Origin of the sequence: Caballeronia sp. SL2Y3, from assembly GCF_022879575.1 — a bacterium.
Taxonomy (GTDB): Bacteria; Pseudomonadota; Gammaproteobacteria; order Burkholderiales; family Burkholderiaceae; genus Caballeronia.
The window spans coordinates 106,912-132,624 of record NZ_CP084261.1 but is presented as its reverse complement, the minus strand read 5'-3'; the positions used below and the strand labels follow the sequence as shown (position 1 = coordinate 132,624).

20 protein-coding genes and 1 CRISPR repeat array are annotated in these 25,713 nt (G+C 62.9%); of the genes, 6 read left to right on the top strand and 14 right to left on the bottom strand.

Features of this window, described 5'->3' with window-relative positions; genetic code table 11:
• Positions 1-33: 33 nt before the first annotated feature.
• Genes LDZ26_RS13980 through LDZ26_RS13970 form a run of 3 tightly spaced genes read right to left on the bottom strand, consistent with a single transcriptional unit; the run spans position 34 to position 2,108 of the window.
• Entirely contained in the window at positions 34-645 is a 612-nt protein-coding gene (locus LDZ26_RS13980) for a DUF5666 domain-containing protein (protein ID WP_244849773.1), read from the bottom strand.
• Positions 646-694: 49 nt separating this feature from the next.
• A complete protein-coding gene (locus LDZ26_RS13975; protein WP_244849772.1) occupies positions 695-1,462 on the bottom strand; it encodes a molybdopterin-dependent oxidoreductase in 768 nt (255 codons plus the stop codon).
• 4 nt (positions 1,463-1,466) lie between these two features.
• Entirely contained in the window at positions 1,467-2,108 is a 642-nt protein-coding gene (locus tag LDZ26_RS13970; protein ID WP_370650712.1) for a cytochrome b/b6 domain-containing protein, read from the bottom strand.
• Between the two features lie 116 nt (positions 2,109-2,224).
• Between LDZ26_RS13970 and LDZ26_RS13965 the strand changes: the two genes are divergently transcribed.
• Both LDZ26_RS13965 and LDZ26_RS13960 read left to right on the top strand, forming a co-directional pair.
• Entirely contained in the window at positions 2,225-2,896 is a 672-nt protein-coding gene (locus LDZ26_RS13965) for a heavy metal response regulator transcription factor (protein WP_206469105.1), read from the top strand.
• Positions 2,893-4,305, top strand: coding sequence for a heavy metal sensor histidine kinase (locus LDZ26_RS13960; RefSeq protein ID WP_370650711.1), 1,413 nt, complete (start codon positions 2,893-2,895; stop codon positions 4,303-4,305). The genes LDZ26_RS13965 and LDZ26_RS13960 overlap by 4 nt, the downstream gene beginning before the upstream one ends.
• Positions 4,306-4,323: 18 nt before the next feature.
• Here the strand turns inward: LDZ26_RS13960 and LDZ26_RS13955 are convergent, their stop codons facing one another.
• The 11 genes from LDZ26_RS13955 to LDZ26_RS13905 form a co-directional block, all read right to left on the bottom strand.
• Positions 4,324-6,117, bottom strand: a complete 1,794-nt coding sequence (locus LDZ26_RS13955) for an FAD-dependent oxidoreductase (RefSeq protein ID WP_244849771.1) — start codon at positions 6,115-6,117, stop codon at positions 4,324-4,326.
• Positions 6,114-7,226 (bottom strand): DedA family protein/thiosulfate sulfurtransferase GlpE, encoded by a 1,113-nt coding sequence (locus tag LDZ26_RS13950; RefSeq protein WP_370650730.1) that lies wholly within the window; start codon positions 7,224-7,226, stop codon positions 6,114-6,116. The genes LDZ26_RS13955 and LDZ26_RS13950 overlap by 4 nt, the downstream gene beginning before the upstream one ends.
• Before the next feature lie 336 nt (positions 7,227-7,562).
• A complete protein-coding gene (denD, locus tag LDZ26_RS13945) occupies positions 7,563-8,528 on the bottom strand; it encodes a D-erythronate dehydrogenase (RefSeq protein WP_244849769.1) in 966 nt (321 codons plus the stop codon).
• 28 nt (positions 8,529-8,556) lie between these two features.
• The gene (gene otnI, locus LDZ26_RS13940) at positions 8,557-9,345 is read right to left on the bottom strand and encodes a 2-oxo-tetronate isomerase (protein ID WP_244849768.1); all 789 of its coding nucleotides are present in this window, start codon (positions 9,343-9,345) and stop codon (positions 8,557-8,559) included.
• A 72-nt stretch (positions 9,346-9,417) separates the two neighbouring features.
• Positions 9,418-10,311 (bottom strand): L-threonate dehydrogenase, encoded by an 894-nt coding sequence (ltnD, locus tag LDZ26_RS13935; protein WP_244849767.1) that lies wholly within the window; start codon positions 10,309-10,311, stop codon positions 9,418-9,420.
• 27 nt (positions 10,312-10,338) lie between these two features.
• Positions 10,339-11,043: a FadR/GntR family transcriptional regulator gene (locus LDZ26_RS13930; RefSeq protein ID WP_244850203.1), complete on the bottom strand. Its 705-nt coding sequence runs from the start codon at positions 11,041-11,043 to the stop codon at positions 10,339-10,341.
• Positions 11,044-11,144: 101 nt separating this feature from the next.
• Positions 11,145-11,483, bottom strand: a complete 339-nt coding sequence (locus LDZ26_RS13925) for a thioredoxin family protein (RefSeq protein WP_244849766.1) — start codon at positions 11,481-11,483, stop codon at positions 11,145-11,147.
• 201 nt (positions 11,484-11,684) lie between these two features.
• Positions 11,685-12,212: a chromate transporter gene (locus LDZ26_RS13920; protein WP_244849765.1), complete on the bottom strand. Its 528-nt coding sequence runs from the start codon at positions 12,210-12,212 to the stop codon at positions 11,685-11,687.
• Positions 12,209-12,754: a chromate transporter gene (locus LDZ26_RS13915; protein WP_244849764.1), complete on the bottom strand. Its 546-nt coding sequence runs from the start codon at positions 12,752-12,754 to the stop codon at positions 12,209-12,211. Before LDZ26_RS13915 ends, LDZ26_RS13920 begins: the two co-directional genes overlap by 4 nt.
• A gap of 71 nt (positions 12,755-12,825) precedes the next feature.
• Positions 12,826-13,764 carry a 2-dehydropantoate 2-reductase gene (gene panE, locus LDZ26_RS13910; RefSeq protein ID WP_244849763.1) on the bottom strand — a complete coding sequence of 313 codons (939 nt, stop codon included), beginning with the start codon at positions 13,762-13,764 and terminating at the stop codon, positions 12,826-12,828.
• Positions 13,765-13,803: 39 nt separating this feature from the next.
• A complete protein-coding gene (locus tag LDZ26_RS13905) occupies positions 13,804-14,145 on the bottom strand; it encodes a hypothetical protein (RefSeq protein ID WP_206469091.1) in 342 nt (113 codons plus the stop codon).
• Between the two features lie 284 nt (positions 14,146-14,429).
• Here LDZ26_RS13905 and gndA point away from each other — a divergent pair, with 284 nt between their 5' ends.
• The 4 genes from gndA to csy1 all read left to right on the top strand — a co-directional run bounded on the left by gndA (position 14,430) and on the right by csy1 (position 25,707).
• Entirely contained in the window at positions 14,430-15,836 is a 1,407-nt protein-coding gene (gndA, locus tag LDZ26_RS13900; protein ID WP_244849762.1) for an NADP-dependent phosphogluconate dehydrogenase, read from the top strand.
• Between the two features lie 452 nt (positions 15,837-16,288).
• Positions 16,289-19,445: a CRISPR direct-repeat array (repeat unit 28 nt; unit sequence GTTCGCTGCCGCGTAGGCAGCTTAGAAA).
• Positions 19,446-19,587: 142 nt separating this feature from the next.
• On the top strand, positions 19,588-20,580 hold the full coding sequence (gene cas1f, locus LDZ26_RS13895) for a type I-F CRISPR-associated endonuclease Cas1f (RefSeq protein ID WP_244849761.1): 993 nt from the start codon (positions 19,588-19,590) through the stop codon (positions 20,578-20,580).
• The gene (cas3f, locus tag LDZ26_RS13890; RefSeq protein ID WP_244849760.1) at positions 20,577-24,098 is read left to right on the top strand and encodes a type I-F CRISPR-associated helicase Cas3f; all 3,522 of its coding nucleotides are present in this window, start codon (positions 20,577-20,579) and stop codon (positions 24,096-24,098) included. Before cas1f ends, cas3f begins: the two co-directional genes overlap by 4 nt.
• Positions 24,099-24,345: 247 nt before the next feature.
• On the top strand, positions 24,346-25,707 hold the full coding sequence (csy1, locus tag LDZ26_RS13885; RefSeq protein WP_244849759.1) for a type I-F CRISPR-associated protein Csy1: 1,362 nt from the start codon (positions 24,346-24,348) through the stop codon (positions 25,705-25,707).
• Positions 25,708-25,713 lie beyond the last annotated feature (6 nt).

The following is a 25,713-nucleotide window of genomic DNA, read 5'->3' as shown; positions in this document are numbered from 1 at the left end:
GGGTGTGTGGCATCCGTGCGCCCAACCCCCCCCTTACATCGGCGGCACAACCCCGTCCTTCTCCACCACGATCCGCTGCGCCGCATAATCCCCACCGGCCGGGCTCGCCACGACGAACACCTTCTTCCCCGGCTTCAGATCATCATGCGTAGCAGGCGCGAACGTCACCACCGGCACGTTCTCCGGCACCGTGATCGAACTGGAACCGCCCTTGTACGACAGTTTCAGATCGCGCCCGCTCGTGCCCTGCACCACCTGATCGACGTTCGCGTTCGTCATCGAGCTTTGCGGGCCCAGGTCCCAAGCGTAATGCCCCTCGCCCGTGCCGCGCGCCGCTTCCGGGAACACCAGCACTTCGGTCGCCGTCAGCTTGCCGTCGGTGCCCGTGGTCGCGGCCGTGCCGACGAATTCGCCCGGCTTGATGTCCTGCAGCTTGATGTTCCTGAGCGCCGTCACGGGCGTCTCGGCCTTGATCGTCACCTTCACCGTATCGCCGCTACGACGATGCACCGTAAGCGTATCGCCCGACAGCGCGACGATATCGCCGCGAATACGCGTGGGCTTGGCGGCAGGCGTCTGCGCAAACGCGCCAGCCGTGAATGCGAGCGCCGCGATGCTGACGCCGAGTTTCATGCGAATCGACATGCAATCTCCTTGTGGTTGAACAAAAGACAAGCGTTGAATCAACGTCGGATCAGGAACCGCCGAACCAGTTGTAGCCCTGGTTCTCCCAATAGCCGCCGGGGTATTCGTTCGTGACGGTTATCGCGACGATATGCTTCGGGTTCTTGTAGCCGAGCTTGGTCGGCATGCGCAGCTTCATCGGGAAGCCGTACTTCGGCGGCAAGACTTGACCGTCGTACGTTAGCGTGAGCAGCGTCTGCGCGTGCAGCGCGGTCGGCATATCGATGCTCGTCGAGTAGTTGTCCGCGCAATGGAACGCGACATACTTAGCGCTCGTATCCGCGCCTGCGCGCGCCAGAAAATGCGCGAAGCGCACGCCGCCCCATTTGCCGATCGCGCTCCAGCCTTCTATGCAGATATGCCGCGTGATCTGGCTTTCCTGCGGCATCGCGTAAAGCTCTTCGAGCGTCCACACACGCTTGCCTTTCACAAGACCGCCGACTGCGAGCTTGTACGCCGACGGATCCACTTCCGGCACTTGGTCGATGTCATAGAACGCGTTGAACGGAAACGGCCGCGTGATCATCGACTCGGGATAGGTCGGCGCGAGCTTGCTCGGATCAAAGAGCAGCGCCTGCGCGTCGTCGTTCAGCGACGAAATCTTGCGCAGCATCGCGTTCACGGATTTGTCGTCGGTGATATTGCAGCCGGACAGCATGACGAGGCCGCCCAGCGAAAGAATGCGCTTGCCGAACAGGCGCCGCGCGGGCGCTTTCAGTTCCTTCGCTGCGGTTTTGATGATGGACTCGGCGTCGAGTGTGTTCTTGCTGATGCGCATGGCGTCAACGTCCTTTGATCATCAATACGAGCGAGCGCGGCACGAGCGCGACCATCGCCACATGCAGCACGACGAACGCAACGAGAAAGCTCATGCCGAAGAAATGCACGACGCGGGCGTTGTCATAGCCGCCCAAGAGCGTGCGCAGCCACGGAAACTGCACGGACTTCCACACGACCAGCCCCGACAGAATGATGACGACGATATCCACGATCACCGCGAGATACGCGAACTTCTGCACCGCGTTGTAGTGCGTGAGATCGTCGTGGCCGAGCTTGCCGCGCAGCGCCGCGAACGCATCGCTGAACACGCTCTTGATGCTCAGCGGAAACATGCGACGGCGCAGGCGGCCGGTCGCCACGTTCATCGCCAGATAGACGATGAAGTTCGCGACCAGCAGCCACATCGCCGCGAAATGCCATTGAAGCGCGCCGCCGAGCCAGCCGCCGAGCGTGATGGCGGGCGAGAACGTGAGCGCCTTGAAGATCGGCGACGCGTTATAGATTTGCCAGCCGCTTGTCACCATCACGAGAATGGCGAACGCATTCACCCAATGCGTGATGCGCAACCAGAGCGGCTGGACCGTCCGAAGTGTTCGTTCTTGCACGTATTGCCTCGCGGTTTGATGATCGAGCACGGAACGCATGCTAACGGCCCCGCGCTGATCGATCGATGACGTCTCCATGACGTTTTTGTCATTTGCGGCGGGACGCGGCCGACGCTCGTTAGAATCACGTCAACCTGATAACGAAGCGCGCGCGCATGACCATCCTCGTGATCGAAGACGACCGCAAGACCGGCGATTACCTGAAAAAAGGGCTTATCGAGTCCGGCTATCAGGTGGACCTCGTGCGCAACGGCACGGACGGCCTGCATCAGGCGCTTGCGAACCCGTACGAACTGATCGTGCTGGACGTCATGCTGCCCGGCATCGACGGATGGCAGGTCATGGCCGCGTTACGCGCGAAACGTGACTTGCCTGTCATTTTTCTCACGGCGCGCGATCACGTCACGGACCGCATTCACGGACTCGAACTGGGCGCGGACGATTACCTCGTCAAGCCGTTCTCGTTCACCGAGCTTGTCTTGCGCATTCGCACGCTGCTGCGTCGCGGCGTGATGCGCGAATCCGATACGTTCCAGATCGCCGATCTACATGTGGATGTCTTGCGCCGCAAGGTCACGCGCAAGGGCATCGACATCGTGTTGACCAACAAGGAATTCGCGCTGCTGCATCTCTTCTGCAAGCATCCCGGCGAAGCGTTGTCGCGCACGCTCATCGCATCCGAAGTGTGGGACATGAACTTCGACAGCGACACCAATGTGGTCGATGTCGCCGTCAAACGCCTGCGCGCGAAGATCGACAACGCATTCGAGCCGAAGCTCATTCACACGGTGCGCAGCATCGGCTATTCGTTCGGAGAGGATGCTTGAACTGGCGCTTGATTCCGCGCTCGCGCTCGCTTGCGCTGCGCATCGCGTTGTCGTTCGCGGCCATCGTGTGGATCGTGGTCGGCATGGTCGGCGTGGCGCTGTATCAGGCGACGAACTCGGCGCTGTCCACGCGCGCCGATTATCAGTTGATCGGGCGCGTGGAGCACTTTCGCTCGCTGCTGCACGATCTTTATACGATCAACGAGATCGAAGCGCGCCCGCGTCTCTTCGAAACCATGCTCGGCGACCGGCAGGACGTGATCCTCTTCCGGCGCGCGGGATCGGCGGCGTTCATCAACGTCAATCCCGACCATATGCCGCTGCCGCCGCTGCATATCGTGCCGGTGAACCGCGCGATCGGGCTCGACGATCTGTACGAAGGCGCCCGCGCCGACGGCGTGCGCATGCGCTGGATCGGCGCGCAGGCACGCATCGGCGAGAGCGGCGAAGTGGTCGAGATCATCGCGGCGCACGTGATGACGCAGGAAGCGCGCGTGCTGTCCACGTATCTCGTTCGCGTGTGGGTCAACATGATCGGCGCGGCGCTCATCGCGATGTTGCTCGCGTATTGGGCCACGAGCCGCGGCCTGCGACCGCTCAAGCTCATGGCCGACAAAGCCGCCGAGATCACGCCTCACCGCCTGTCCGCGCGTCTCGACGTGGCGCATGCGCCGACTGAATTGCAGGGCTTGGCGGCGTCGTTCAACGCGATGCTCGACCGTCTCGAAACCGGCTACGAGCGCCTGCTGCAATTTTCGGCGGACCTCGCGCACGAACTGCGCACGCCCATCGGCGTGTTGATCGGCGAGACGCAAGTGACGCTCGCGCACGCGCGCAGCGCGCCGGAATATCGCAGCGTGCTCGAATCGAATCTCGAAGAACTGGAGCGGCTCGCGCGCATCGCGCAGAACATCCTGTTTCTCGCGCAGGCGGATCACGGCGAACAGGCGATCGAGCGCGAGCGTCTCGGCATACGCGAGGAATTGCAGAGCATCGCGGCGTATTTCGAAGGCATTGCGGAAGAACGCCGCATCACGTTCGATATCGACGCAACCGGCGACATGCACGCCAACGCGATCATGTGCCGCCGCGCTATCGGCAATGTCGTGGTGAACGCGGTGCGGTATGCGACGCCGGACAGCGTCGTGCGTCTGTCCGGCCATGCGGATGCCGAGGGCGCGTGCATCGTCGTGGGAAACCGCGGCGCGCCGATTCCGCGCGAAGCACTCGCGCGGCTTTTCGACCGCTTCTATCGCGGCGACGCGGCGCGCAGCGAATGGACCGAATCGAGCGGACTGGGCCTCGCCATCGTGCAGGCGATCATGCGGATGCACGGCGGAAGCGCGTCGGCTCAGTGCTCGGCGGACGGCTGGATCGAATTCACGCTGCGCTTTCCCGCGCAAGCCTGAGCGCGCCCGGCCAAGCACTCACGCACCCGCGACGCTCTCCACTTCGCGCTGCGCCAGCAACGCGTGAATCTGCGAGACCACCGCCGCGCCTTCGCCCACGGCCGCCGCCACGCGCTTGGTCGAACTGGAGCGCACGTCGCCGATGGCGAACACGCCCGGCACGCTCGTCTCCAGTCCCATCACGCCTTCGGTGCGTCCCCCGTGCGCCTCGGGGCCGGTCAGCACGAAGCCTTTCGGGTCGGTATTCACGCTGCAATCGCGCAGCCAGTCGGTGTTGGGGTCCGCGCCGGTGAACAGGAACAGATGCCGCGATTCCAGCTTCAGCGGCCCATCCGGCGTCTTGCAGTTGATGGCCGTGAGCATGCGGTCATCGCCTTCCAGCGAGGTGATCTGCGTATGCGTGCGTACCGTCACGTTCGGCAACGAGCCGATGCGCTCGACCAGATAATGCGACATGCTCGCCGAGAGGCTCGCGCCGCGAATCAACACGTCGACGTGGCGCGCGTGCGATGCGAGATACACCGCCGCCTGCCCCGCCGAATTGCCGCCGCCCACCAGCACGACGTCCGCGTTCTTGCAGAGCTTCGCCTCGACCGGCGACGCCCAGTAGTACGTGCCACGGCCCTCGTAACGCTCCAGCCCTTCGATGGCCGGCCGCCGGTATGCCGCGCCCGACGCGATCACGACCGTCTGCGTGGCGACGCGCGTGCCTTTTTCCAGTTCGATCTGAATGGGCGACTCGCCGCAATGCAGCGCCTTGATGCGCGTCGGAATGGCGATGTGCGCGCCGAACTTCTGCGCCTGCACGAACGCCCGCCCCGCGAGCGCCTGACCGGAGATGCCGGTCGGAAAGCCGAGATAGTTCTCGATGCGCGAACTCGCGCCCGCCTGCCCGCCCGGCGCGCGGCAATCGAACACGGCCACCGACAATCCTTCGGACGCCGCATAAACCGCCGTCGCGAGACCGGCCGGCCCCGCGCCGACGATCGCGACATCGTAGACGTGATTCGCATCGAACTCCGGCAGCCAGCCGAGCTGCGTCGCCACCTGATTCTCGTCGGGCGCGCGCAACACCGTGCCGTCCGGGCAGATGACGAGCGGGAAATCCGCCGTGGAGGCCGAGATGCGCTCCAAGAGCGCGATGGCGTCCGGGTCCGTGTTGGCGTCGATGACCGTGTGCGGATAGCCGTTGCGCCGGAAAAAGCCTTGCAGCGAGATGAGCCGGCCGTCGTCCGCCTGGCCGAGAAGGACGGGGCCACTGCCCTTCTCGATCAACCCGACGCGCCGCAGGATCAGCGCGCGCATGATGCGCTCGCCCAGTTCCGCTTCGGCGACGAGCAGCGCGCGCAGCCGTTCGGGCGGGATCACGAAGCCTTCGACATCTTCGGCCGCGATGCCGTCGACCAGACACGGCTTGCCGGAAAGCTGCGCGACTTCCGCGAGAAAATGCCCCGCGCCGTGTTCGACGACGATATGCGTCTTGCCGAGCGCATCGCGCCGCGTGACGCGCACGAGTCCCTTGAGTATGACCACCATGCCGCGCCCGACTTCGCCGGTGCGGAACATCCACTCGCCCGCGCGCCAGCGCGCCGCCTTGCCGAAGCGGGACATGCGCTGGATCTCGTCGTCGGTGAGACGCGGAAACATCTGGTGCGCCCGCGTTTGCAGCGGCGAGAACGGCGCGCTCTCGGCTTCGGGCGCGGCCGCGGCCGGCGCTGGCGTGCCCGAATCGTCCGGCGGCGGCATGCCCGGACTCCACGCCACGACATTCGGCATCTGCGTGGCGCGATCGCTGTTCGGGGTGGTGCTCATGCGTGATCTCCGTGAGGTAAGCCGGGTTCATGCAGAGGCGCTGACGTTATGTTGGCGGACGGCGTGTTGGGCGACGCCGCATCTCGCACCATCGGCAGCGAGCACGTATTCGCCATCTGCTCCGCTTCTTCCGGCGTCGCCGCGACGATTTCGCCGAACTCCGTCAGCTTCGCCACGTCGAAGCCGGCGAGCCGCCATGCGTCGAGGCCGCCCGTGAGCGGAAGGACATCGCGAAAGCCCGCGTTGCGCAGCGTCTTCGCCATCCATGCGGCGGACACTTCGTTCGGGCAGGAGCAATAGATGACGAGCTTGCGGTCCTTGTCGTAGCTCTCGATGATCTTCTGCAACTCGCGTTCGTCCGCGAACAGCGCGCCCGGAATCACGTACGGGTCGAGCATGCGCTTTTCCGCCGAGCGGATATCGAAGATGACGGGCAGCGGATTGCCGTGCATCAGCGCGTAGAGGTCGTCCACGTTGATGCGCGCTTTCTCCAGCGTCGCCATGAGCGCGCGGCGGCGCCACCAGCGGTAGGTCACGTAGACGGCGAGCAGCACCGCGACGACGATCACCGCCTGGCGTCCGAGCCGCGAGATCATCGCGAAGACCATCTCCAATTCCGCCGCGAACAGGACGCCGACGGTGAGACCGACCGTGCTCCACAACGCGACGCCCGCGCCGTCGTGCAGGATAAAGCTGCGCAGCCGCACGCCCATTGCGCCCGCGAGCGGCACCGACACGAGCGACAGACCGGGGATGAACTTCGCGACGAGCAGAATGCGCACGCCCCAGCGTCCGAAGAAGCGTTCGGTCTTCTTCACGCAGGTATCGCGCGAGAGCGACAGCTTGCAGATGGTCTTGAGCGTGCGGTCGCCGTACTTGCGCCCGCCCTGAAACCAGACGAGGTCGCCGAGCACGCCGCCCAGCACGGCGACGGCCAGCACGCCCGCGAGCGGCGGCCAGAACGCTCCGCCGTTCACGGCCATGAGCGCGGTGGATGCACCGACGATGATCATCGTCGGCATGGCGGGCACGGGCAGCCCGAGCGCGGAGCCCATGACGTTGATGAAAACGATCGCCGGGCCGAAACGATCGACTAACTGGTGGAGCAACATGGGATCTCCCGCGTGCGCGATGGCGTTCTGACGTGACCGAAGCGCTTGCCGCGAGCGCGGCGAAGGCGGCAATCCGGCCGCGAGCGAGGGAGAAACGGGCGTGCGACGCCCGTGATCCACTGCGGCCTTCGTCACACTGAAGAGAGAAGTGTAGCGCGGAAATAAGGATGTAAGCGTGACACGTGCGCGGCATGCCGGGCGCGATGGCGTTAGCTATTCGCTCCTTGAATTGGCTTCGGGTGTTTGCGCGAAGAACGCGGCTAAGAGGTCGGCGGCGGCACCACCCGACATTCTGCCGCGCCGCTTCCGCATGAGCTTTCGCCGTCTTGCCCGCTACCCGCGCATATCCTCGATATAAGCGCGGATCACGTCAGCGAACGACCGGTCGCCCGTCAGTCCCAATTGCTGGGCGCGCGACGTGTCCCACGCGCCCGGCCAGCTTGCGACGATCTTCGCGATGCGCTCGTCGCGCTGCCAGTCGATGCGCGACACGACCTCGTCGCCGGCCACTTCGCGCAGCGCCGCGACCATCTCGTTCACGCTCACCGACAAGCCCGGCAGATTGATGATCGGCCGCATGCCGAACTCGGTGCGGTCGATCTCGCAGCCGGCGATCAGCGCATCGACGGCGCTCTTCGGCGAGAGCAGCCACAGCCGCGTTTCGCCGTCCACGGGACACACCGAGCGTTCGCCGTTCAGCGGCTCGCGAATGATGCCGCTCGCAAACGACGATGCCGCCGCGTTCGGCTTGCCCGGCCGCACGCTGATGGTCGGCAGCCGCAGCACGCGGCCATCCACGAAACCGCGCCGCGAGTAATCGCAGAGCAGCAGTTCGGCAATGGCCTTCTGCGTTCCATACGACGTTTGCGGGTTCAGCGCCGTGTCGTCCTGCACGATGTCAGGCAGCGCGCCGCCATACACCGCGACCGAACTCGTGAACACGACGCGCGGCGCGTGCCCCGACGCGCGGCACACTTCGAGCAGCGTGCGCGACGCATCCAGATTGATGCGCATGCCGAGATCGAACTCCGCTTCGGCCTGACCCGAGACGATGGCCGCCAGATGAAAGATGGCGCGCGTCTCGCCGTCGATGCAGCGTTCCAGCACCGCGCGTTCCGCGATATCGCCGGTTTCGGCGCGCACGCGCGAGTCGGCGAGCAGACTCGCGTCGGCGGGACGCGCCACGTCGAGCAGCAGCACTTCGGTGACGGGCTGGCCGTCGAGCGTGCCACGCGCAAGCAACCGCTTGGCGAGCCGCTGGCCGAGAAAGCCCGCGCCGCCCGTGATCAGGATTTTCATGTCGTCGCTCCGGAACGCATCACACGAATCAAAGATAGGGCTTGAGCCAGCCGAGACCTTCGGACGTACCCGCTTTCGGCCGGTATTCGCAGCCGATCCAACCGTCGTAGCCGAGCGAATCGACGAGTTCGAACAGATACGGATAGTTGAGCTCGCCGATATCCGGCTCGTTGCGGTCCGGCACGCCCGCAATCTGAATGTGCCCGATGCCGGCGTTCGGCCGCTTCATGTCGCGCTTGAGTTTCACGGCGATATCGCCTTCGACGATCTGGCAGTGATAGATGTCGAACTGCACTTGCAGATTCGGCGCGCCGATTTCATCGCAGATGGCTTGCGCCTCGTCCTGTCGATTGAGGAAGAAGCCGGGGATATCGCGCGTGTTGATCGGCTCGATCACGATACCGACGCCCGCCGTCTGCGCCGCTTTCGCCGCGTATTCGAGATTGCGCAGATAGACGGCGCCGTGCTCGTCGCGCGGCTGATCCGGCGCGATGAGGCCGGCCATCACGTGCAGCTTCTTGTTTCCGAGCGCGGCCGTGTACTCGAGCGCCTTGTCGATGCTTTGGCGGAACTCGTCCTCGCGCCCCGGCAACGACGCGATGCCGCGCTCGCCCGCCGCCCAGTCGCCGGGCGGCGCGTTGAAGAGCGCTTGCGTGAGGCCGTTGTCGGTCAGGCGCGCCTTGATGTCGGCGGCGGGAAAGTCGTACGGGAACAGGAATTCGACCGCCTTGAAGCCGTCTTTCGCGGCGGCGGCGAAGCGGTCGAGGAACGCGTGTTCGGGGTACATCATCGTCAGATTCGCGGCGAAGCGGGGCATCGCGTGTTCTCCTTGAGTGTCTTCGTGGCGGCGCGGCCTATTGCATCAGGCTGCATCAGGCTGCATCAGGCGTCACTTCGCGCCTTTCGGAAGCTCGATGCCGGGAAAGATCTTGATGACCGAGGAATCGTCCTCGCCGCCGTAGCCGGCCGTCGACGCCATCATGAACATCTGATGCGCGGCCGCAGAAAGCGGCAGCGGAAACTTCGTGGTGCGCGCCGTATCGAGCACGAGGCCCAGGTCCTTCACGAAGATATCGACGGCGGAAAGCGGCGTGGTGTCGCCCGCGAGGATATGCGGCACGCGGTTCTCGAACATCCACGAATTGCCCGCGCTGTGCGTGATGACGTCATAGGGCGCCTCCGGATCGACGCCTTCGCGCAAGCCGAGCGCCATCGCTTCGGCGGCCGCCGCGATATGCACGCCCGCGAGCAGTTGATTGATGATCTTGACCTTCGAGCCCGCGCCGTGCGCGTCGCCCAGCCGATACACCTTGCCGGCCATCGCGTCGAGCACGTCTTCGCAGGCGGCATAGGCGGCGGCGGGGCCGGAGGTCATCATCGTCATTTCGCCGGATGCGGCCTTCGCCGCGCCGCCGGACACGGGCGAGTCGAGCATGAGCACGCCTTTTTGCGCGATGCGCTCGCCCAGTTGCACGGCGAACGCGGGCGCGACGGTCGCGCAGGCCAGCACGACGCTGCCCGGCTTCATCGCGTCGACGGCCCCGGACTCGCCGAAGAGCACCGCTTCCGTTTGCGCCGCGTTGACGACGAGCGTCACGACGACATCGCACTGGCCGCCCAACTCGGCCGGCGACGCGCACGCGATGCCGCCTTCCGCCGCGAAGGCGTCGAGCACGTCGCGGCGCACGTCGCACGCATGGACGGCGAATCCCGCCCGCAAGAGCGAGCGCGCGACGCCCATTCCCATCGCGCCCAGCCCGATGACTCCGACGTTTCTCGACATGGCGTTCCTCTGGTTTGATGTGAAGTGTTAGCGAATGCCCGCTTCCGCGAGACGGCGCGCGGCGTTGATCAGATGCGTCTGCGCGGCGTTGCGCGCGGCCACGGCGTCGCCCGCGCGGATGGCGTCGGCAATCGCGGCATGCTCTTCGCGCACCTGCCGCGAGAAGTCCTCGCGCAGCGCTTCGTTGCGGCGCGTGACGACCGTGCCCGCCTCCAGATACTGATTGAGAAAAGCGAGCGTCTTCAAAAAATACGGATTGCCGGTCGCATTCGCGATCTCGCGATGGAACGCCACGTCTTCGGCCACGCCGTCGCGTCCCTCGCGCACGGCTTCATCGATACGGCCGAGCGCCGCGTCGATAGCCTGCAAATGCGCGTCCGTGCGATGCATCGCGGCTTCAGATGCCACTTCGGCTTCGATCGCGCGCCGCAGCGCGAGAATCTGCACGACCGCGCCCGGCTCGACGGCCTGCGCGTAGTCGATGCGCAACGGCCGGATGCCCGCGCGCTCCACGATGAACACGCCGCTGCCCTGCCGCGGCTCGACCATGCCTTCGTTCTTCAGACGCGAGACGGCTTCGCGGATCACCGTGCGGCTCACGCCGAACTCCTGCGCGAGCACGGCTTCGCTCGGCAGCTTGCCCGTCGCGGCGAAACTGCCGTTCTCGATCAGCGTCTGCAATTGCTGCGCGACCGTGTCCGACAAGGCACGAGGCGGAATCTTTTCGAACAGGCGCGGCGTGGACGGTTGCAAAGTCATCGGGTCATCATACAAGTCAGGCGTGGCGCTGTCTTGCTGGCGATAACCCTGAGCGCGCTAAGAAGCGCGAGCGGTTACTCGGCGAGCGGCTCGTCGATGAGCGCGAGCGCGTCGCGAATCTCGCCGACGTCGCCCGGGCGCACGAGGCGCGCGACTTCCTTGCCTTCGAGCATGAAGATGAGCGTCGGCCACAGCTTCACGCGGAAGGATCGGCCGAGCGGGCGGCCGCTGCCATCTTCGACCTTGATGTGATGCACGCCGCGATGCGCCTGAAACGCCTGCGCGATCAACGGCTGCGCGGCGCGGCAGAAGCCGCACCAGTCCGTGCCGAATTCGACGACGGTCGGCGCGGTCATCGCGTCGATTTCGCTGCGGTCGGGCGCGGTCTTCGCGTATTCGGTGGTCATGGTCATGGCGCGCTCCTCGTGTTTGCATCGGCTTGAGAAGCAGCAGGAAGCCTGCCAGGCTGGCGCTCAGCCGGTTCGTGGCCGAAGCCCGAGCGCTATTCATTCGTCGGTTACTGCCCCGAGCCGGACATCAGCGCGCCGTACGGCTTGCCGTAGCTCGCTCGCTTCGAAAGAACCGACAGTCTCAATCAATTGGCCGTTGTTCGGTCACTGCCCGAAGCCCGACAGCCCGATCAGCGCGCCGCCCGCCAGGAGCCACAGCGGATGCAGCTTCGTCTTGTACGCGAGCACCGCGACCGCCGCCGTGATGCCGACGAGCACCGCCTCGCGGTCCGACGCCTCGGCGATCAAGAGCGCGCTCGCCGCGACGAGCCCGACGGTGATCGGCACGAGCCCGAGCTGCACATAGCGCCGCCACGGGCGGTCCTTGAACCGCTCCCACGCGTGCAGCGCGAGAATCGTCACGAGCGACGACGGCCCGAACTTCGCGAGCGACGTCACCAGCACGCCCGGCCATCCCGCGACATGCCAGCCGATCAGCGTGACCACCATCATGTTCGGCCCCGGCGCGGCCTGCGCGAGCGCGAAGAGCGCGGAGAAATCCGCCTTCGTCATCCAGTGATGCACCTGCACGACCTGCCGCTGCATCTCCGGCAGGATGCTGTTGCCGCCGCCGAACGCGAGCAACGACAACTGGCTGAAGATGGCCGCGAGCGAAAAGAGATCGTCTTTCATCGGCGCACCTTCCAGGCGATCAGCACGGAAATCGGCGTGAGCACGAGCATCGACGGGAGCAGCGGCGTGCGCAGCAACGCGATGCCCGCGAACATCACGAGCGCGACGGCGGCGGCCTCCGGCTTCTTGCGCAGCGGCCAGAGCAGCTTGACGGCCATCGCGATGAGAAGCCCCGCCGCGGCCGCCGCGAGCCCCGCGAAGAGATGCGCGACGCGCGGGTCCTGATGCGTGCGCTGATAGATGATGCCGAGCCCGATCACGATCAGCGACGGCCCGACGAGCAGACCGAGCAGACCGGCGAGCGCGCCCGGCACGCCGCGAAAGCGCATGCCGATAGCCACCGACAGATTGATTACGTTGCCGCCCGGCAGGAACTGGCAGAGGCCGAGCAGATCGGTGAAGGTGTCGGCGTCGAGCCATTTGCGGCGCTCGACGATCTCGCGTCGAGCAAGCGGCAACGCGCCGCCGAACGCCGTGAGGCCGAGCGTCAGAAAGCCTAGGAAAAGTTCGGGAATCGTGGGACGCGGGGAATCCGGTGGCATGGCGCGGAAAAGAGCAAAAGCCGAGAGCGTACAGCGTCGGGCCGCGCGGCAAAAGCGGCCGGCGCACGGGTTCATGCCTGAGAAGCGCGCGCCCGCCTTGCTTCGTATGCCTTCAAATGCGCATAGGCCGTTGCGAGCACGGACGACGACGCATCCACCGCCGACTTTCGCCGCGCAAGCAAATCGCCGACGATATGGTCCGCTTCGATCGGCGCGTTGTTCTCTATATCGCGCAGCATGGAGGCCGTCATCTGCGAACCGCGCTCGGAGAAGAACGCACGCGCACGCGCGAGCACGGCATCGCCGGGCGCGTGGCCGTTGTCGGCGGCAATGCCGCGGCATTCGTCGAAAAGCCGCCGCAGCAGATCTTCGCCGCCCGGCGCCGCCACGATGTCGCCGATCGGCGCGCGCATCAGACACGTGCCGCTTGCGAGCGTCGCGAGAAAGACCCACTTGTCCCACATCGACTGGAGGACGTTCTCGCTCACGTTCAGTTCGAAGCGCGCGCCGCCGAGTTGCTGCGCGATGGCGTCGATGCGCGGCGTCCGGCCGCCCGCGCGCTCGCCGATGGTCATCGACTGCATGTTGTTCAGATGCACGATGGTGCCTTCTGCATCGAGCGTCGCGGCGATCACGCATTGGCCGCCTAGCACGTTCGCGGCGCCGAAACGCGCGTCGAGTGCATCGAGGTGAGCCATGCCGTTAAGAAGCGGCAAGATGGCCGTGTTCGGACCGACGGCGGGTGCGAACGAACCGATCGCGCCTTGCAGATCGTAGGCTTTGCAACTCAGCACAATGAGATCGAAAGGCTGGTCGATATTCTGCGCGAGAACGATGGGCGGATTCCCGAACGTGAGATCGCCCTCAGGGCTTCGAACGTTGAGGCCGCCTTCGCGCAGCCGCTCGGCGCGGCGTTCACGCACGAGGAAGGTCACGTCCCTGCCCGCTTCCAAGAGCCGCGCGCCGAAATAACCGCCGATCGTCCCCGCGCCCACGACCAGAATCCGCATGTCTCGCTCCATATCGCAATAGTTGTTCAATGTCTTCCGCTATGCCTGCCAGACGCCGTAGCCCGCCTCGCGCAAGCCGATCGCAAGCTCCACTTCCATGTCGCGCGCGCCGTCGTAGGGCATCGGGTTATACATCTCGTACAGATGGGGCAAGAGCCGCAGCCCGAATTCGCGCACATAACGGTTCGACTGAATGCCCGCCTTGTGTTTGTCGAAGCGCACGTCCGGGTCCACGCCCGTCATGCCGACATACACGAACGGCTTGCCGAGCACGTAGTCCGGATTTGCACGACGAAAGCGCGCCTCGTTCCAGACCGCGTCCGAGAGTTCGACGACATAAACCGAATAGTGATGCGCTCGCGTGCGCCGGGAAAGCGCCATGATTCGTTGATAGCGTGGCTCTTGGCGTGTTGCGCCGATGGCGGGCGTCCATTCTATGCCGGCGAAACGCGCCGCGCACAACCGCGCTCGCTGCCGGATAACGCCCGAAGTGGTAAATTCGGGCGGTCTGCGCTCGCGCACCGGCCGGGCGGCGGCGCAATCCTTCGCCGGTCGGACATGAGGACGACCCCTCGCGCGCGAAGCCCGCATTCAATCGACACGTTTCTTTCCCGAAGCGACACGCGCCACGAGCCGCGCTCGCTTCGGTCATTCGGAGATCAAGCATGAGCAAACAAGCTATCGGCGTGGTGGGTCTCGCCGTCATGGGCAGCAATCTGGCCTTGAACATCGAGAGCCGCGGGCACGCTGTGTCGGTCTACAACCGCAGCCGCGCCAGAACCGACGAACTGATTGCCGAACACCCGGACAAAAAGCTCGTGCCCACCTACACGCTGGAAGAGTTCGTGCAGTCGCTGGAAACGCCGCGCCGCATTCTGTTGATGGTGAAAGCCGGCGCCGGCACCGACGACACGATCGCGGCGCTGCGTCCGCTGCTGGAAAAGGGCGACATTCTCATCGACGGCGGCAATACGCATTTCACCGACACCATCCGCCGCAATCAGGACCTCGCGAAGTCGGGCCTGCATTTCATCGGCACGGGCGTGTCGGGCGGCGAGGAAGGCGCGCTGAAAGGGCCGTCGATCATGCCGGGCGGACAGAAGGAAGCCTACGAACTCGTCGCGCCGATCCTCACTGAAATCGCCGCGAAAGCGCCGGACGGCGAGCCGTGCGTCGCGTACATGGGACCGGATGGCGCGGGCCATTTCGTGAAGATGGTGCACAACGGCATCGAATACGGCGACATGCAGCTGATCGCCGAAAGCTACGATGTGCTGAAGCGCGTCGCGGGCCTGTCGAACGAAGAGTTGGGCAAGGTCTACGTCGAATGGAATCAGGGCGAGCTGGATAGCTATCTGATCGAGATCACGTCGAAGATTTTCTCGAAGAAGGATGAGGAAACCGGCAAGGATCTCGTCGATGTCATTCTGGATCGCGCCGCGCAGAAGGGCACGGGCAAGTGGACGAGCCAGAACGCGCTGGATCTGGGCGCGCCGCTGCCGCTGATTACGGAGGCGGTGTTCGCGCGCGTGCTGTCGTCGCTGAAGGATCAGCGCGTGGCGGCGAGCAAGGTGCTGTCGGGACCGACGCCGAAGTTCGACGGCGACCGCGCGGCGTTTATCGAGTCGGTGCGGCGCGCGCTGTATCTTTCGAAGATCGTTTCTTATGCGCAGGGCTTCGCGCAGTTGCGCGCGGCGTCGGAAGAGTACAACTGGAATCTGCAATACGGCGAGATCGCGAAGATTTTCCGTGCGGGCTGCATTATTCGCGCGCGGTTCTTGCAGAAGATCACCGATGCTTATAAGACGGACCCGGCGCTCGCGAATCTCTTGCTGGATCCGTATTTCAGCGATATCGCCGCGAAGTATCAGGACGCATTGCGCGATGTCGTCGTCGCGGCGGTGAAGGCGGGTATTCCGGTGCCGGCTTTCTCATCGGCGATTGCTTATTTCGACGCGTATCGGTCGGAACGGCTGCCGGCGAGTCTCGTCCAGGCGCAGCGGGACTTCTTCGGCGCGCATACGTTCGAGCGGACGGATAAGGCGGGGAGTTTTCACGCGAATTGGGGGTGATTGTTTGTTGATGGCGTTAGGCGTGACGGGCGGTTTGTGTTGCGCTGAGTGGTGAGGGAGCCCTGGCTTTGGCCGGGGCTTTTTCGTTTGTGGCGTCGTGCTTTGGTTGCGCTCGCGGGGTTCGGAGCACGCATCGGGGGTTGCGCTGTCGACGGCGCCAACTCGCTATGGACTCTTGCGGCGCGCTTGTCGACTTCCCCGTAATTGAGCGTCCGGCGACACGCTTTGACAGGCAGTCGGTCACAGTGGATGTGCAGGTCTGTGGCGTCGATCGGTAGAATCGCGGGAACGGTGCAGAGGGAGTCTGCCGACTGCAAAGTTACCCTTTTTCTTGTTAGGCTATTTCGAGCCTTTGGATTCAAGGGTTTGCGACGATGCCGGGGTTTTGGGTATCTGAGTCTGGCAACGGGCGAATCTGTTGCGGATCAATAGTTTGGTGTCGTTTGTGTCTAGTTCGCTGCCGCGTAGGCAGCTTAGAAACGCGAGTCCATCGTGAACTGCGGCTCCTTATGGTTCGCTGCCGCGTAGGCAGCTTAGAAAATATCCAGTTTTGCGCGCTGACGTTCCGACAGGTTCGCTGCCGCGTAGGCAGCTTAGAAACAAGGTATGCAGGCCGACCCGCTCACACGCGCGTTCGCTGCCGCGTAGGCAGCTTAGAAATGCCGTCTACTCGGCATTGATTGACACGTCGCGTTCGCTGCCGCGTAGGCAGCTTAGAAATTGACAGTGTGTCTCATCGTGCTACTCACCCAGTTCGCTGCCGCGTAGGCAGCTTAGAAAGTATTGGGGCCTACGCGACTATGGCGTCGATGGTTCGCTGCCGCGTAGGCAGCTTAGAAAATTGGTTTTTGCTCATGCGTTCACCACTTTGGGTTCGCTGCCGCGTAGGCAGCTTAGAAATCGGCGTATGCGCGGGGCTTCTGCAGCAGCACGTTCGCTGCCGCGTAGGCAGCTTAGAAAATTCCGAAAGATCGGCAGCGGGATAGCCGAGCGTTCGCTGCCGCGTAGGCAGCTTAGAAATCCGTCATCGGGTTGTGGATCTGCAGATCGGCATTCGCTGCCGCGTAGGCAGCTTAGAAAATCAAGCCGAAGCACGTCTATGGCTATCTAGAATTCGCTGCCGCGAAGGCAGCTTAGAAAAATGCAATGGGTCATAGACAAAGACACGCTAAATTCGCTGCCGCGTAGGCAGCTTAGAAACAGCGCCCATCGGGGAGTCGATGGACCTCACAGTTCGCTGCCGCGTAGGCAGCTTAGAAACGCACGCGCTTCAACGCCATGAAGCACGGCCTGTTCGCTGCCGCGTAGGCAGCTTAGAAATTCGTGACGCCGAACGCTTCGAATGCCGCGATCGTTCGCTGCCGCGTAGGCAGCTTAGAAATTGCTGAGTCCAAGCAGTGATCGCATGCCAGAGTTCGCTGCCGCGTAGGCAGCTTAGAAATGTCCGGCTCGCATCGAGAAACCGGTCGGGCGGTTCGCTGCCGCGTAGGCAGCTTAGAAAATCATCGCAGTAGGAAAGCCACGCCTGTACGCGTTCGCTGCCGCGTAGGCAGCTTAGAAAATGCTGCTGCGCGATCATCCGCAGGGAGCAACGTTCGCTGCCGCGTAGGCAGCTTAGAAAACTCGCGAGAAATGCGGAAATGAAGGCCGCGTAGTTCGCTGCCGCGTAGGCAGCTTAGAAAACTGAGCTCGAGTTGAGCCCGCAGGGAGCATAGTTCGCTGCCGCGTAGGCAGCTTAGAAATCGCGCTTCGATGCGAATTCTTCGTGATCTTTGTTCGCTGCCGCGTAGGCAGCTTAGAAAATCTGAAGCGTCTCGTCGCGGAAGCGCTTGATGTTCGCTGCCGCGTAGGCAGCTTAGAAATGGCCGCCCGCAAACGAAGAGGATTGCCGGCTGTTCGCTGCCGCGTAGGCAGCTTAGAAAATGTGATCGAGCCGACGACGGGCAGCGCGCCAGTTCGCTGCCGCGTAGGCAGCTTAGAAATAGTGCGCCGACCGCATCGAGCGGCGGCTATCGTTCGCTGCCGCGTAGGCAGCTTAGAAAGTGATCCACCACTCGGCCGAGTGGCCGAAGACCGTTCGCTGCCGCGTAGGCAGCTTAGAAATTTGACGCGATTCCATATACCGAGAAGATGGTGTTCGCTGCCGCGTAGGCAGCTTAGAAAATACCGCGGACTACGACGCCCGAGTCCGCATGGTTCGCTGCCGCGTAGGCAGCTTAGAAATCGACGACCGCGTCCGTGCTGTCCAAATCGTCGTTCGCTGCCGCGTAGGCAGCTTAGAAAACGGTGCCCGGCTCGACCGCATCCCCGTTCAAGTTCGCTGCCGCGTAGGCAGCTTAGAAAACCGCGCGCGACTCGTCGACGATCTGCGCAATGTTCGCTGCCGCGTAGGCAGCTTAGAAATGCTCGCAGCCGTTCGTCAAGTGGAGCCTCGCGTTCGCTGCCGCGTAGGCAGCTTAGAAAAATTCGTTCTGAACGATAGGATTGAGCAGATTGTTCGCTGCCGCGTAGGCAGCTTAGAAACTCGGCTGCGTCCCATAAATCTCAGCACTCGCGTTCGCTGCCGCGTAGGCAGCTTAGAAATCGTCCATCATGAAGCGCACCACGACGGTTCCGTTCGCTGCCGCGTAGGCAGCTTAGAAATATCGAAGGATGCGAAAGACGCCGGAAAGTCCGTTCGCTGCCGCGTAGGCAGCTTAGAAATTCGCCGTCTTCAACGGCCGCCGCAACCTCGCCGTTCGCTGCCGCGTAGGCAGCTTAGAAATTCGCTTGCGCGGGTGCGAAGACCTCGCAGTAGTTCGCTGCCGCGTAGGCAGCTTAGAAAGCGCAAACGCGAAAACTCCTATTTTCTGTAGCGTTCGCTGCCGCGTAGGCAGCTCAGAAATTGCGCACTTGTGGGCGGCGGTATCGGCGGTTGTTCGCTGCCGCGTAGGCAGCTTAGAAATGTATGAACGACTCACCGCGCTCAACATCGCGGTTCGCTGCCGCGTAGGCAGCTTAGAAAATTCCGCATCGAACCCCATCGCGGCCAAGTCTGTTCGCTGCCGCGTAGGCAGCTTAGAAAGGCGGCGAAGTATTGATCACCACAGACCCATCGTTCGCTGCCGCGTAGGCAGCTTAGAAACTTAGCGCACGCACTAAAGGCGGTGGCGGACTGTTCGCTGCCGGGTAGGCAGCTTAGAAAAAGGTCGATGACAAGCTGTCCAAGGTGGAAAAGTTCGCTGCCGGGTAGGCAGCTTAGAAGGGATGGCGTCAGCGCGGCGCAGATCGCGGCTTGTTCGCTGCCGCGTAGGCAGCTTAAAAATTTGGCCCGCTTGGGCATGGCTCATCGGAGAGGTTCGCTGCCGCGTAGGCAGCTTAGAAACGTTCGGTCAGACCGGCGATCGCCTGTGGCTTGTTCGCTGCCGCGTAGGCAGCTTAGAAAGTCATCGGCCCACGCTCCGCCAGCAGTCCGCGGTTCGCTGCCGCGTAGGCAGCTTAGAAACAGTCGTTGAAGCCGACCGTCTTGCACTTGATGTTCGCTGCCGCGTAGGCAGCTTAGAAGAGCACAACCGGACCGGCATTCGGATATTGAGTGCGTAGTTCTCTGCCGCCAGGCAGCTACAAAGCAGTTGGAAAGGCGATGCACAAAACTCGCAGTCCTTGCGTTGGCGCAAAATTGACGATTCCCGAGTACGAGAATCGAGTACTCCTCTGCTAGAGTCGATCCCGCAATCACCAATTGAACTCTTTCGCGAGCAACCAAGGCAGCATGGAATCGATACGGACTACGGACCTTAAGACCATCCTGCATTCGAAGCGCGCCAACCTGTACTACTTGGAACATTGCCGCGTACTCGTGAAAGGTGGACGCGTCGAATATGTGACTGATGCGGGTAACAAGAGCCTGTACTGGAACATTCCGATCGCCAACACCACGAGCATTCTGCTCGGCACAGGCACTTCAGTCACGCAAGCGGCCATGCGCGAACTCGCCAAAGCGGGAGTGCTGGTGGGCTTTTGCGGCGGTGGCGGCACGCCGCTCTTCAGCGCGAACGAAACTGATGTCGAAGTGGCGTGGATGTCGCCTCAAAGCGAATACCGGCCGACCGAGTATCTTCAGGCGTGGGTTCGCTTCTGGTTCGACGATGCGCTGCGCCTGGACGCCGCCAAGCAGTTGCAAAGCAAACGCCTCGAACGCCTTCAGCAGGCGTGGACCGCACGCCCGTTGCGCGAAACCGGATTCGCCGTCGACATCGACCGTCTGCAGGCACTTCTGCGGCAGGCTGTCGATCAAATCGCGCACGCACCTGACTCGGCCGTGCTGCTCACCGTCGAAGCTCGCCTGACCAAAGCTCTGTTCAAGCTCGCGGTGGACACCGTCGGCTACGGCGAATTCACTCGCGCGAAACATGGCAGCGGCACCGATGCCGCCAATCGTTTCCTCGATCACGGCAACTACCTGGGCTACGGCCTTGGCGCCACCGCGACCTGGGTTTTGGGCCTGCCGCATGGACTGGCCGTATTGCACGGCAAAACGCGGCGCGGTGCGCTCGTGTTCGATGCAGCCGATTTGATCAAGGATGCCGTGATTCTGCCGCAGGCGTTTTTGTCGGCCATGCGCGGGGACGACGAGCAACAGTTCCGCCGTCAGTGCATCGAGGCACTGACGCGCGATGAGTCACTGGACTTCATCATCGACACGCTCAAGACCATCGCGATCGAAACAGCCGGTCGTGCGACCACGTCGGACGTTCATGCATGAATGTGCTGTTCGTCTCACAATGTACCAAGCGCGCGCTCAATGAGACGCGACGCATTCTCGATCAATTCGCTGAACGGCGCGGCGATCGCACCTGGCAGACACCGATCACGCAAGCGGGACTCGAGACGGTACGAAAGCTGTTGCGTCAGAGCGCGCGCAAGAACACGGCCGTCGCTTGCCACTGGATACGCGGGCGTGACCACAGCGAGCTCTTGTGGATTGTCGGTGATGCGCGGCAATTCAATGCTGAAGGCGCAGTGCCGACGAATCTCACCGCGAACGACGTGCTGCGTGCCGACGATGAAACGACGTGGCACCGCCTACCCGCGATGTCGGCACTGACCGCGCTAGCCGCTCTGCTGCATGACTTGGGCAAATCCTCCCGGGCTTTTCAGGACCGATTGCGCAATCCCGGCTTGAGGGAGCGCAATCACTACCGCCATGAATGGGTATCGGTGCGCTTGTTTCAGGCGTTCGTCGGAGACGCGCAGGACGATGCGGACTGGCTGCGTCGTCTGGCATCCTGTGCGGATGCGTCCACCGACGTGCAGGCGTTCGAGACGCAGTGGCTCGATCACCGAGGCGGCCGCCTGCTGCGCGACGGGCTCGATCAGCTACAAACGGGCAGTCGCTTGCCGTTCGCCACCATGCCGCCTTTGGCGCAGGCCGTGGCATGGCTGATCGTGACGCATCACCGCATGCCGTGCAAGCCGGTCAGGAAAGAGGACGGCAACGTGGACGCCGATCTCGAGGAGCCGGAGCACCGCTGGCGTCGTTTCGGAGCCAACCTCAGATCGATGCATCAGCATGAACTGCCCGATTTACTCGGTCGAGTTGACGCGGACTGGAACGAGCCTCGCGAAGACGTGTCGCGTGCCGTATTGGAAGCTCACTGGTCGTTTGCCTTCGGCCTGCCGGTTGCGACATCTTCTTGGCGGAAACAAGCGGCGCGCTACGCACGTAAGCTACTGGACCTCCCGAAAGCAGACATGTCCACCGCGTTGGACGATCCGTTCGTGATGCACGTGTCGCGGTTATGCCTGATGCTTGCGGATCATCATTATTCGAGCATCGAAGACGAAGCGCGTCGCAAGCCGTATCTCAATCCAGACTATCCGCTGTACGCGAATACGCGCCGTCACGCCAGCCGTGACCAGTTGCCGAGTCTGTCGTTCAATCAAACGCTAGATGAGCACCTGCTCGGTGTGCAAGCACACGCTTCGCTCGTGGCGCGTTCGCTGCCGACGCTGGCGCGCTGCCTGCCGGCGCTTCAAAACCATCGCGGTCTCAAGAAGCGAAACTCCGATCCTCGCTTCCAATGGCAGGACAAAGCAACCGATCTCGCTGCCGGTGTACGGCTACGTGCGGCCGAGCATGGTGCGTTCGTGGTCAACATGGCATCGACGGGCTGTGGCAAAACACTCGGTAACGCACGGATCATGAACGCGCTTGCCGACCCACAGTTGGGCATGCGCTGTGCGTTTGCAATCGGCCTGCGTACGCTCACGTTGCAAACGGGGCGCAGCTTCCAGCGTGATCTCGCGCTGAACGACGAACAACTAGCCATCAAGGTAGGCGGAGCGGCGAGCCGCGCGTTGTTCGAATATAGAGAGAGTGAGGCCGAAGCGACCGGATCTGCATCCGCTCAGGACTTGCTCGACGAAGGCGGGCAGGTGCTCTTCGAGGGCAACGACCGCCATCCGCTTCTACAGCGATTAGTCGATGATGCGCAGATGCGTTCGTTGATCGCGGCCCCATTGCTCGTCTGCACCGTCGACCACCTGACGCCCGCCACCGAGAGCCTGCGCGGAGGGCGCCAGATTGCACCGATGCTGCGGCTGATGACTGGCGATCTGGTTCTCGACGAGCCGGACGACTTCGATATGGACGACCTTCCCGCGCTGACGCGACTCGTGCATTGGGCGGGGCTTCTGGGTTCACGCGTGCTGTTGTCTTCAGCTACCTTGCCGCCGGCGCTGGTGCAAGGGCTGTATCTCGCCTATCTGGATGGTCGGCGTCACTATCAACGTAACCGCGGCGAACGGCCCGATGAACCTCCCCGTGTCGCCTGCTTGTGGGTCGACGAGTTCGCGCAATCGCATGCCGACTGCGCCAGTGGCGACGAATTCTCAGCAGTGCATGATGCGTTCGTGCAAAAGCGCTGCTTACATCTGTCCAAGGCGGAAGTCCGGCGACGAGTCCAACTGATAAAAGTGCCTGTGCAGGAATGGAAAGCGATGCGCAAGCAGAAGCGCCGTGGAGCGTTCGCGTCGCTTGCACTTGAGCGCGCGTGGACCTTGCACCAAGACGCGCAGAACCACACCGTCGACGCCGCAACAGGCAAGCGTGTGAGTTTCGGCCTGATTCGGATGGCCAATATCGACGCGCTATTCGATGTCGCACTGGCGATGTATCGGCAGGGCTCTCCGGCGGAGGGCGTGCGCGTGCACCTTTGCGTGTATCACTCACAGTTTCCGCTCATCGCGCGCTCGCATATCGAGCAGCAGTTGGATGCCGTGTTCGATCGCCGCCCGAGCGCGCACGAGAGAAATTCATCGGTGCGGCATCCTTCCGTGCGCGCTTTGCTGGAAGCGCACGATGAGCCGCATCACATGTACGTGGTCCTTGCGTCGCCGGTCTGCGAAGTCGGTCGAGACTGGGATGCGGATTGGGCGATCGCCGAACCGTCGTCGATGCGCTTGTTCATTCAGCTTGCTGGGCGTGTACGACGCCATCGGTCCGGGTCCGTCGAGCGGGCGAACATCGCGCTATTCGATACGAACTTGCGCTACTTCGAGCGGCGCGGCGAAGCGGACCCCGTCTTCTGCAAGCCCGGCTTCGAGATGAACAGACGCACCGGCGATCGAGCTGACCACGTAAAAGACTCCCAGGAGTTTTTCCATTTGGAGTCGCATCAGTTAGGCAGCTTGCTGGATCTGCCTCCTTCCGACAATGATTGGCCTATCGATGCGCAGCCCCGCATTCAGCAGCCGAAAACGCTGCATCCGCGTTCCCGTCTGGCCGACCTAGAGCACGCCCGCATCCGTGACACCATGTTGCCGCGCGACGAAACCAGCCGGCTCTGCACGCCCGTCTCCCGCGATGCCACACGGCATTGGTACAGTCGGGAAGGCCGGCAGACGCGAATCTGGCTGACCGGTGTACTGCCGCAGTTGCAGCGATTTCGTCGCGAGTCTCAGCCACGGGAAGACGTGGTGTTGCTGCCTACGGAAGATGAGGACAAGTTGCGCCTGCATCGTGTCATCGATCAGTCGAAGGGCAAGAAAGCGCTATTCGTCGATATACGCAACCTCCTTTTTATGATTCCGGACTCCGATCTGAGCGGTCCCCATATTGGCCCATGGTTCCATGTCGACCTGATCGACCTGCTGCGGCAATGGGCCACCGTTCAAGATCAGAGTCTTTCAAACAGCGCCAAAAGTATGGCGACCGTCAGCTTGCCGCAGTCGGATGATGGCTGGAGATACCACCCGATATTAGGTTTCAAGAAGAAATAAGAGAGCACTGCCTGCGCGGCAGAAAGCGTCAACGTTGAAAGGCTGACTTTTCTCAGCTGCCTGTACGGCACAGCAATCGTATAACTGCTGCTCAACCGCGCATTTTACATTACTTCGTTATCCCAAATGCAAAGGTTGACTGGCTTTCGGCTGAACATTATGCTTCGGTCGACGCGACGCACGAAACCTCGCCGACCATGGCTCCGGTCGTTATTTTCTCCGGGGCATTTCTTAAAGGGGTAATTAGATGTCCGATTCACATGGGACGGAAGACCATCCAAACTTCCGTGCCGCGATCAATGCATTCCTGCTTGACCGGCTACAGCCAAAGCTCGACAAGCATCCGCCCGAAGACCCCAAGCGCGCCGAACTCATTGCCGAGCATCAACGCGAAACGTGGCTTGAAAGCGCAGCGCGGCGCGTCAAGCAAATTCAAGCTGTGACGCATTCCTTGAAGCCCACGCATCCCGAGGCACGCGGGACCAATATTTACATCGCGCCATCCAGCTTGCCGGCGCTGAGTGAATTAGGCAGTCACGCGCTTGGCAGTCAGTTCGCGGTAGATGTGGTGGGAAACGCGGCAGCATTGGACGTGTACAAGCTGCTAAAGCTCCAGATCAGGGGACGCAGCTTGCTAGAGGCTCTTCGAGAGAACGACCGCGACGCGCTGCAAGCGCTCGACGATAATCCTGCTATAGCCAAATCGCTACGCGACGCGCTTATCAGCCTGACCGATGAGCGCGATGCCGGCGCTAGCTCACATGCACGGGCGAAGCAGTTGTATTGGCTCGTAGGCGAAGACGCCGCTGATGATACGCAATACCATCTTCTCGCGCCGCTATACGCTACGTCGCTCGCTCAGGCGGTTTATGACGACGTGCAAGACGTGCGTTTCGGCGAGCAGAACAAGCTGGCCCGCCAAGCTCGCCGCAACGGGTCGCCTTTCGACGGGGTGTATCGCGAATATCGTGATCTCGCCGTGCAAAAATTGGGAGGCACGAAGCCGCAGAACATCTCGCAACTCAATAGCGAACGCGGCGGAAACAACTACCTGCTTTCATCGCTGCCACCGCCCGTCTGGCGAAGCCGGCCCAACTACCTTCCCGTCAATGCCCGCTCCATCTTCGATAGGGCATTCGGCGCACGTCCGCCGGTGCGTGCCGCGCTACGTCATCTCGAGTCCGTGTTGTTAGACAGCCGACCGAAGAACATGCACACGCGCGATCGCGTCGGCGAGCTCGTCAATGAGCTTGTCGATGAACTCGTCGCCTACGCCGGCGAAGTGCTTCAACATCCGGCGGGCTGGACGAGGGACGCAGCCTTCGAAGATCTGGCGGAAGAGGAGCAACTGTGGCTCGATCCGCTTCGGGCTGAGTTGCCGGAAGAAGGCGAGTTCGCCAGCCGCTGGCTGTCCATGGACTGGCCCGCTCATGTGGGAGAGCGTTTCGGCAAATGGCTCAATGCGCAGTTGAGGGACAAGCTTCCCGAGGTCGGCTACTTCGAGTCTCGCGAATGGCGAAAAATACTCTTGGACGACGACGGTAGCTGGATGCAACACCTACGCACCGTACGCGAGCGGCTCGATTCCCGATGTGCAATAACCCGCTGACATGGC

Excerpts from the sequence above, each read along its gene's own strand:
- LDZ26_RS13970 (WP_370650712.1), bottom strand. The coding sequence starts at position 2,108 with ATGCGTTCCGTGCTCGATCATCAAACCGCGAGGCAATACGTGCAAGAA.
- LDZ26_RS13915 (WP_244849764.1), bottom strand. The coding sequence starts at position 12,754 with ATGCCACCGGATTCCCCGCGTCCCACGATTCCCGAACTTTTCCTAGGC.
- LDZ26_RS13920 (WP_244849765.1), bottom strand. The coding sequence starts at position 12,212 with ATGAAAGACGATCTCTTTTCGCTCGCGGCCATCTTCAGCCAGTTGTCG.
- LDZ26_RS13975 (WP_244849772.1), bottom strand. The coding sequence starts at position 1,462 with ATGCGCATCAGCAAGAACACACTCGACGCCGAGTCCATCATCAAAACC.
- LDZ26_RS13980 (WP_244849773.1), bottom strand. The coding sequence starts at position 645 with ATGTCGATTCGCATGAAACTCGGCGTCAGCATCGCGGCGCTCGCATTC.
- LDZ26_RS13905 (WP_206469091.1), bottom strand. The coding sequence starts at position 14,145 with ATGGCGCTTTCCCGGCGCACGCGAGCGCATCACTATTCGGTTTATGTC.
- LDZ26_RS13965 (WP_206469105.1), top strand. The coding sequence starts at position 2,225 with ATGACCATCCTCGTGATCGAAGACGACCGCAAGACCGGCGATTACCTG.
- otnI (WP_244849768.1), bottom strand. The coding sequence starts at position 9,345 with ATGCCCCGCTTCGCCGCGAATCTGACGATGATGTACCCCGAACACGCG.
- panE (WP_244849763.1), bottom strand. The coding sequence starts at position 13,764 with ATGCGGATTCTGGTCGTGGGCGCGGGGACGATCGGCGGTTATTTCGGC.
- LDZ26_RS13955 (WP_244849771.1), bottom strand. The coding sequence starts at position 6,117 with ATGAGCACCACCCCGAACAGCGATCGCGCCACGCAGATGCCGAATGTC.
- ltnD (WP_244849767.1), bottom strand. The coding sequence starts at position 10,311 with ATGTCGAGAAACGTCGGAGTCATCGGGCTGGGCGCGATGGGAATGGGC.
- gndA (WP_244849762.1), top strand. The coding sequence starts at position 14,430 with ATGAGCAAACAAGCTATCGGCGTGGTGGGTCTCGCCGTCATGGGCAGC.
- cas1f (WP_244849761.1), top strand. The coding sequence starts at position 19,588 with ATGGAATCGATACGGACTACGGACCTTAAGACCATCCTGCATTCGAAG.
- denD (WP_244849769.1), bottom strand. The coding sequence starts at position 8,528 with ATGAAAATCCTGATCACGGGCGGCGCGGGCTTTCTCGGCCAGCGGCTC.
- cas3f (WP_244849760.1), top strand. The coding sequence starts at position 20,577 with ATGAATGTGCTGTTCGTCTCACAATGTACCAAGCGCGCGCTCAATGAG.
- csy1 (WP_244849759.1), top strand. The coding sequence starts at position 24,346 with ATGTCCGATTCACATGGGACGGAAGACCATCCAAACTTCCGTGCCGCG.
- LDZ26_RS13925 (WP_244849766.1), bottom strand. The coding sequence starts at position 11,483 with ATGACCATGACCACCGAATACGCGAAGACCGCGCCCGACCGCAGCGAA.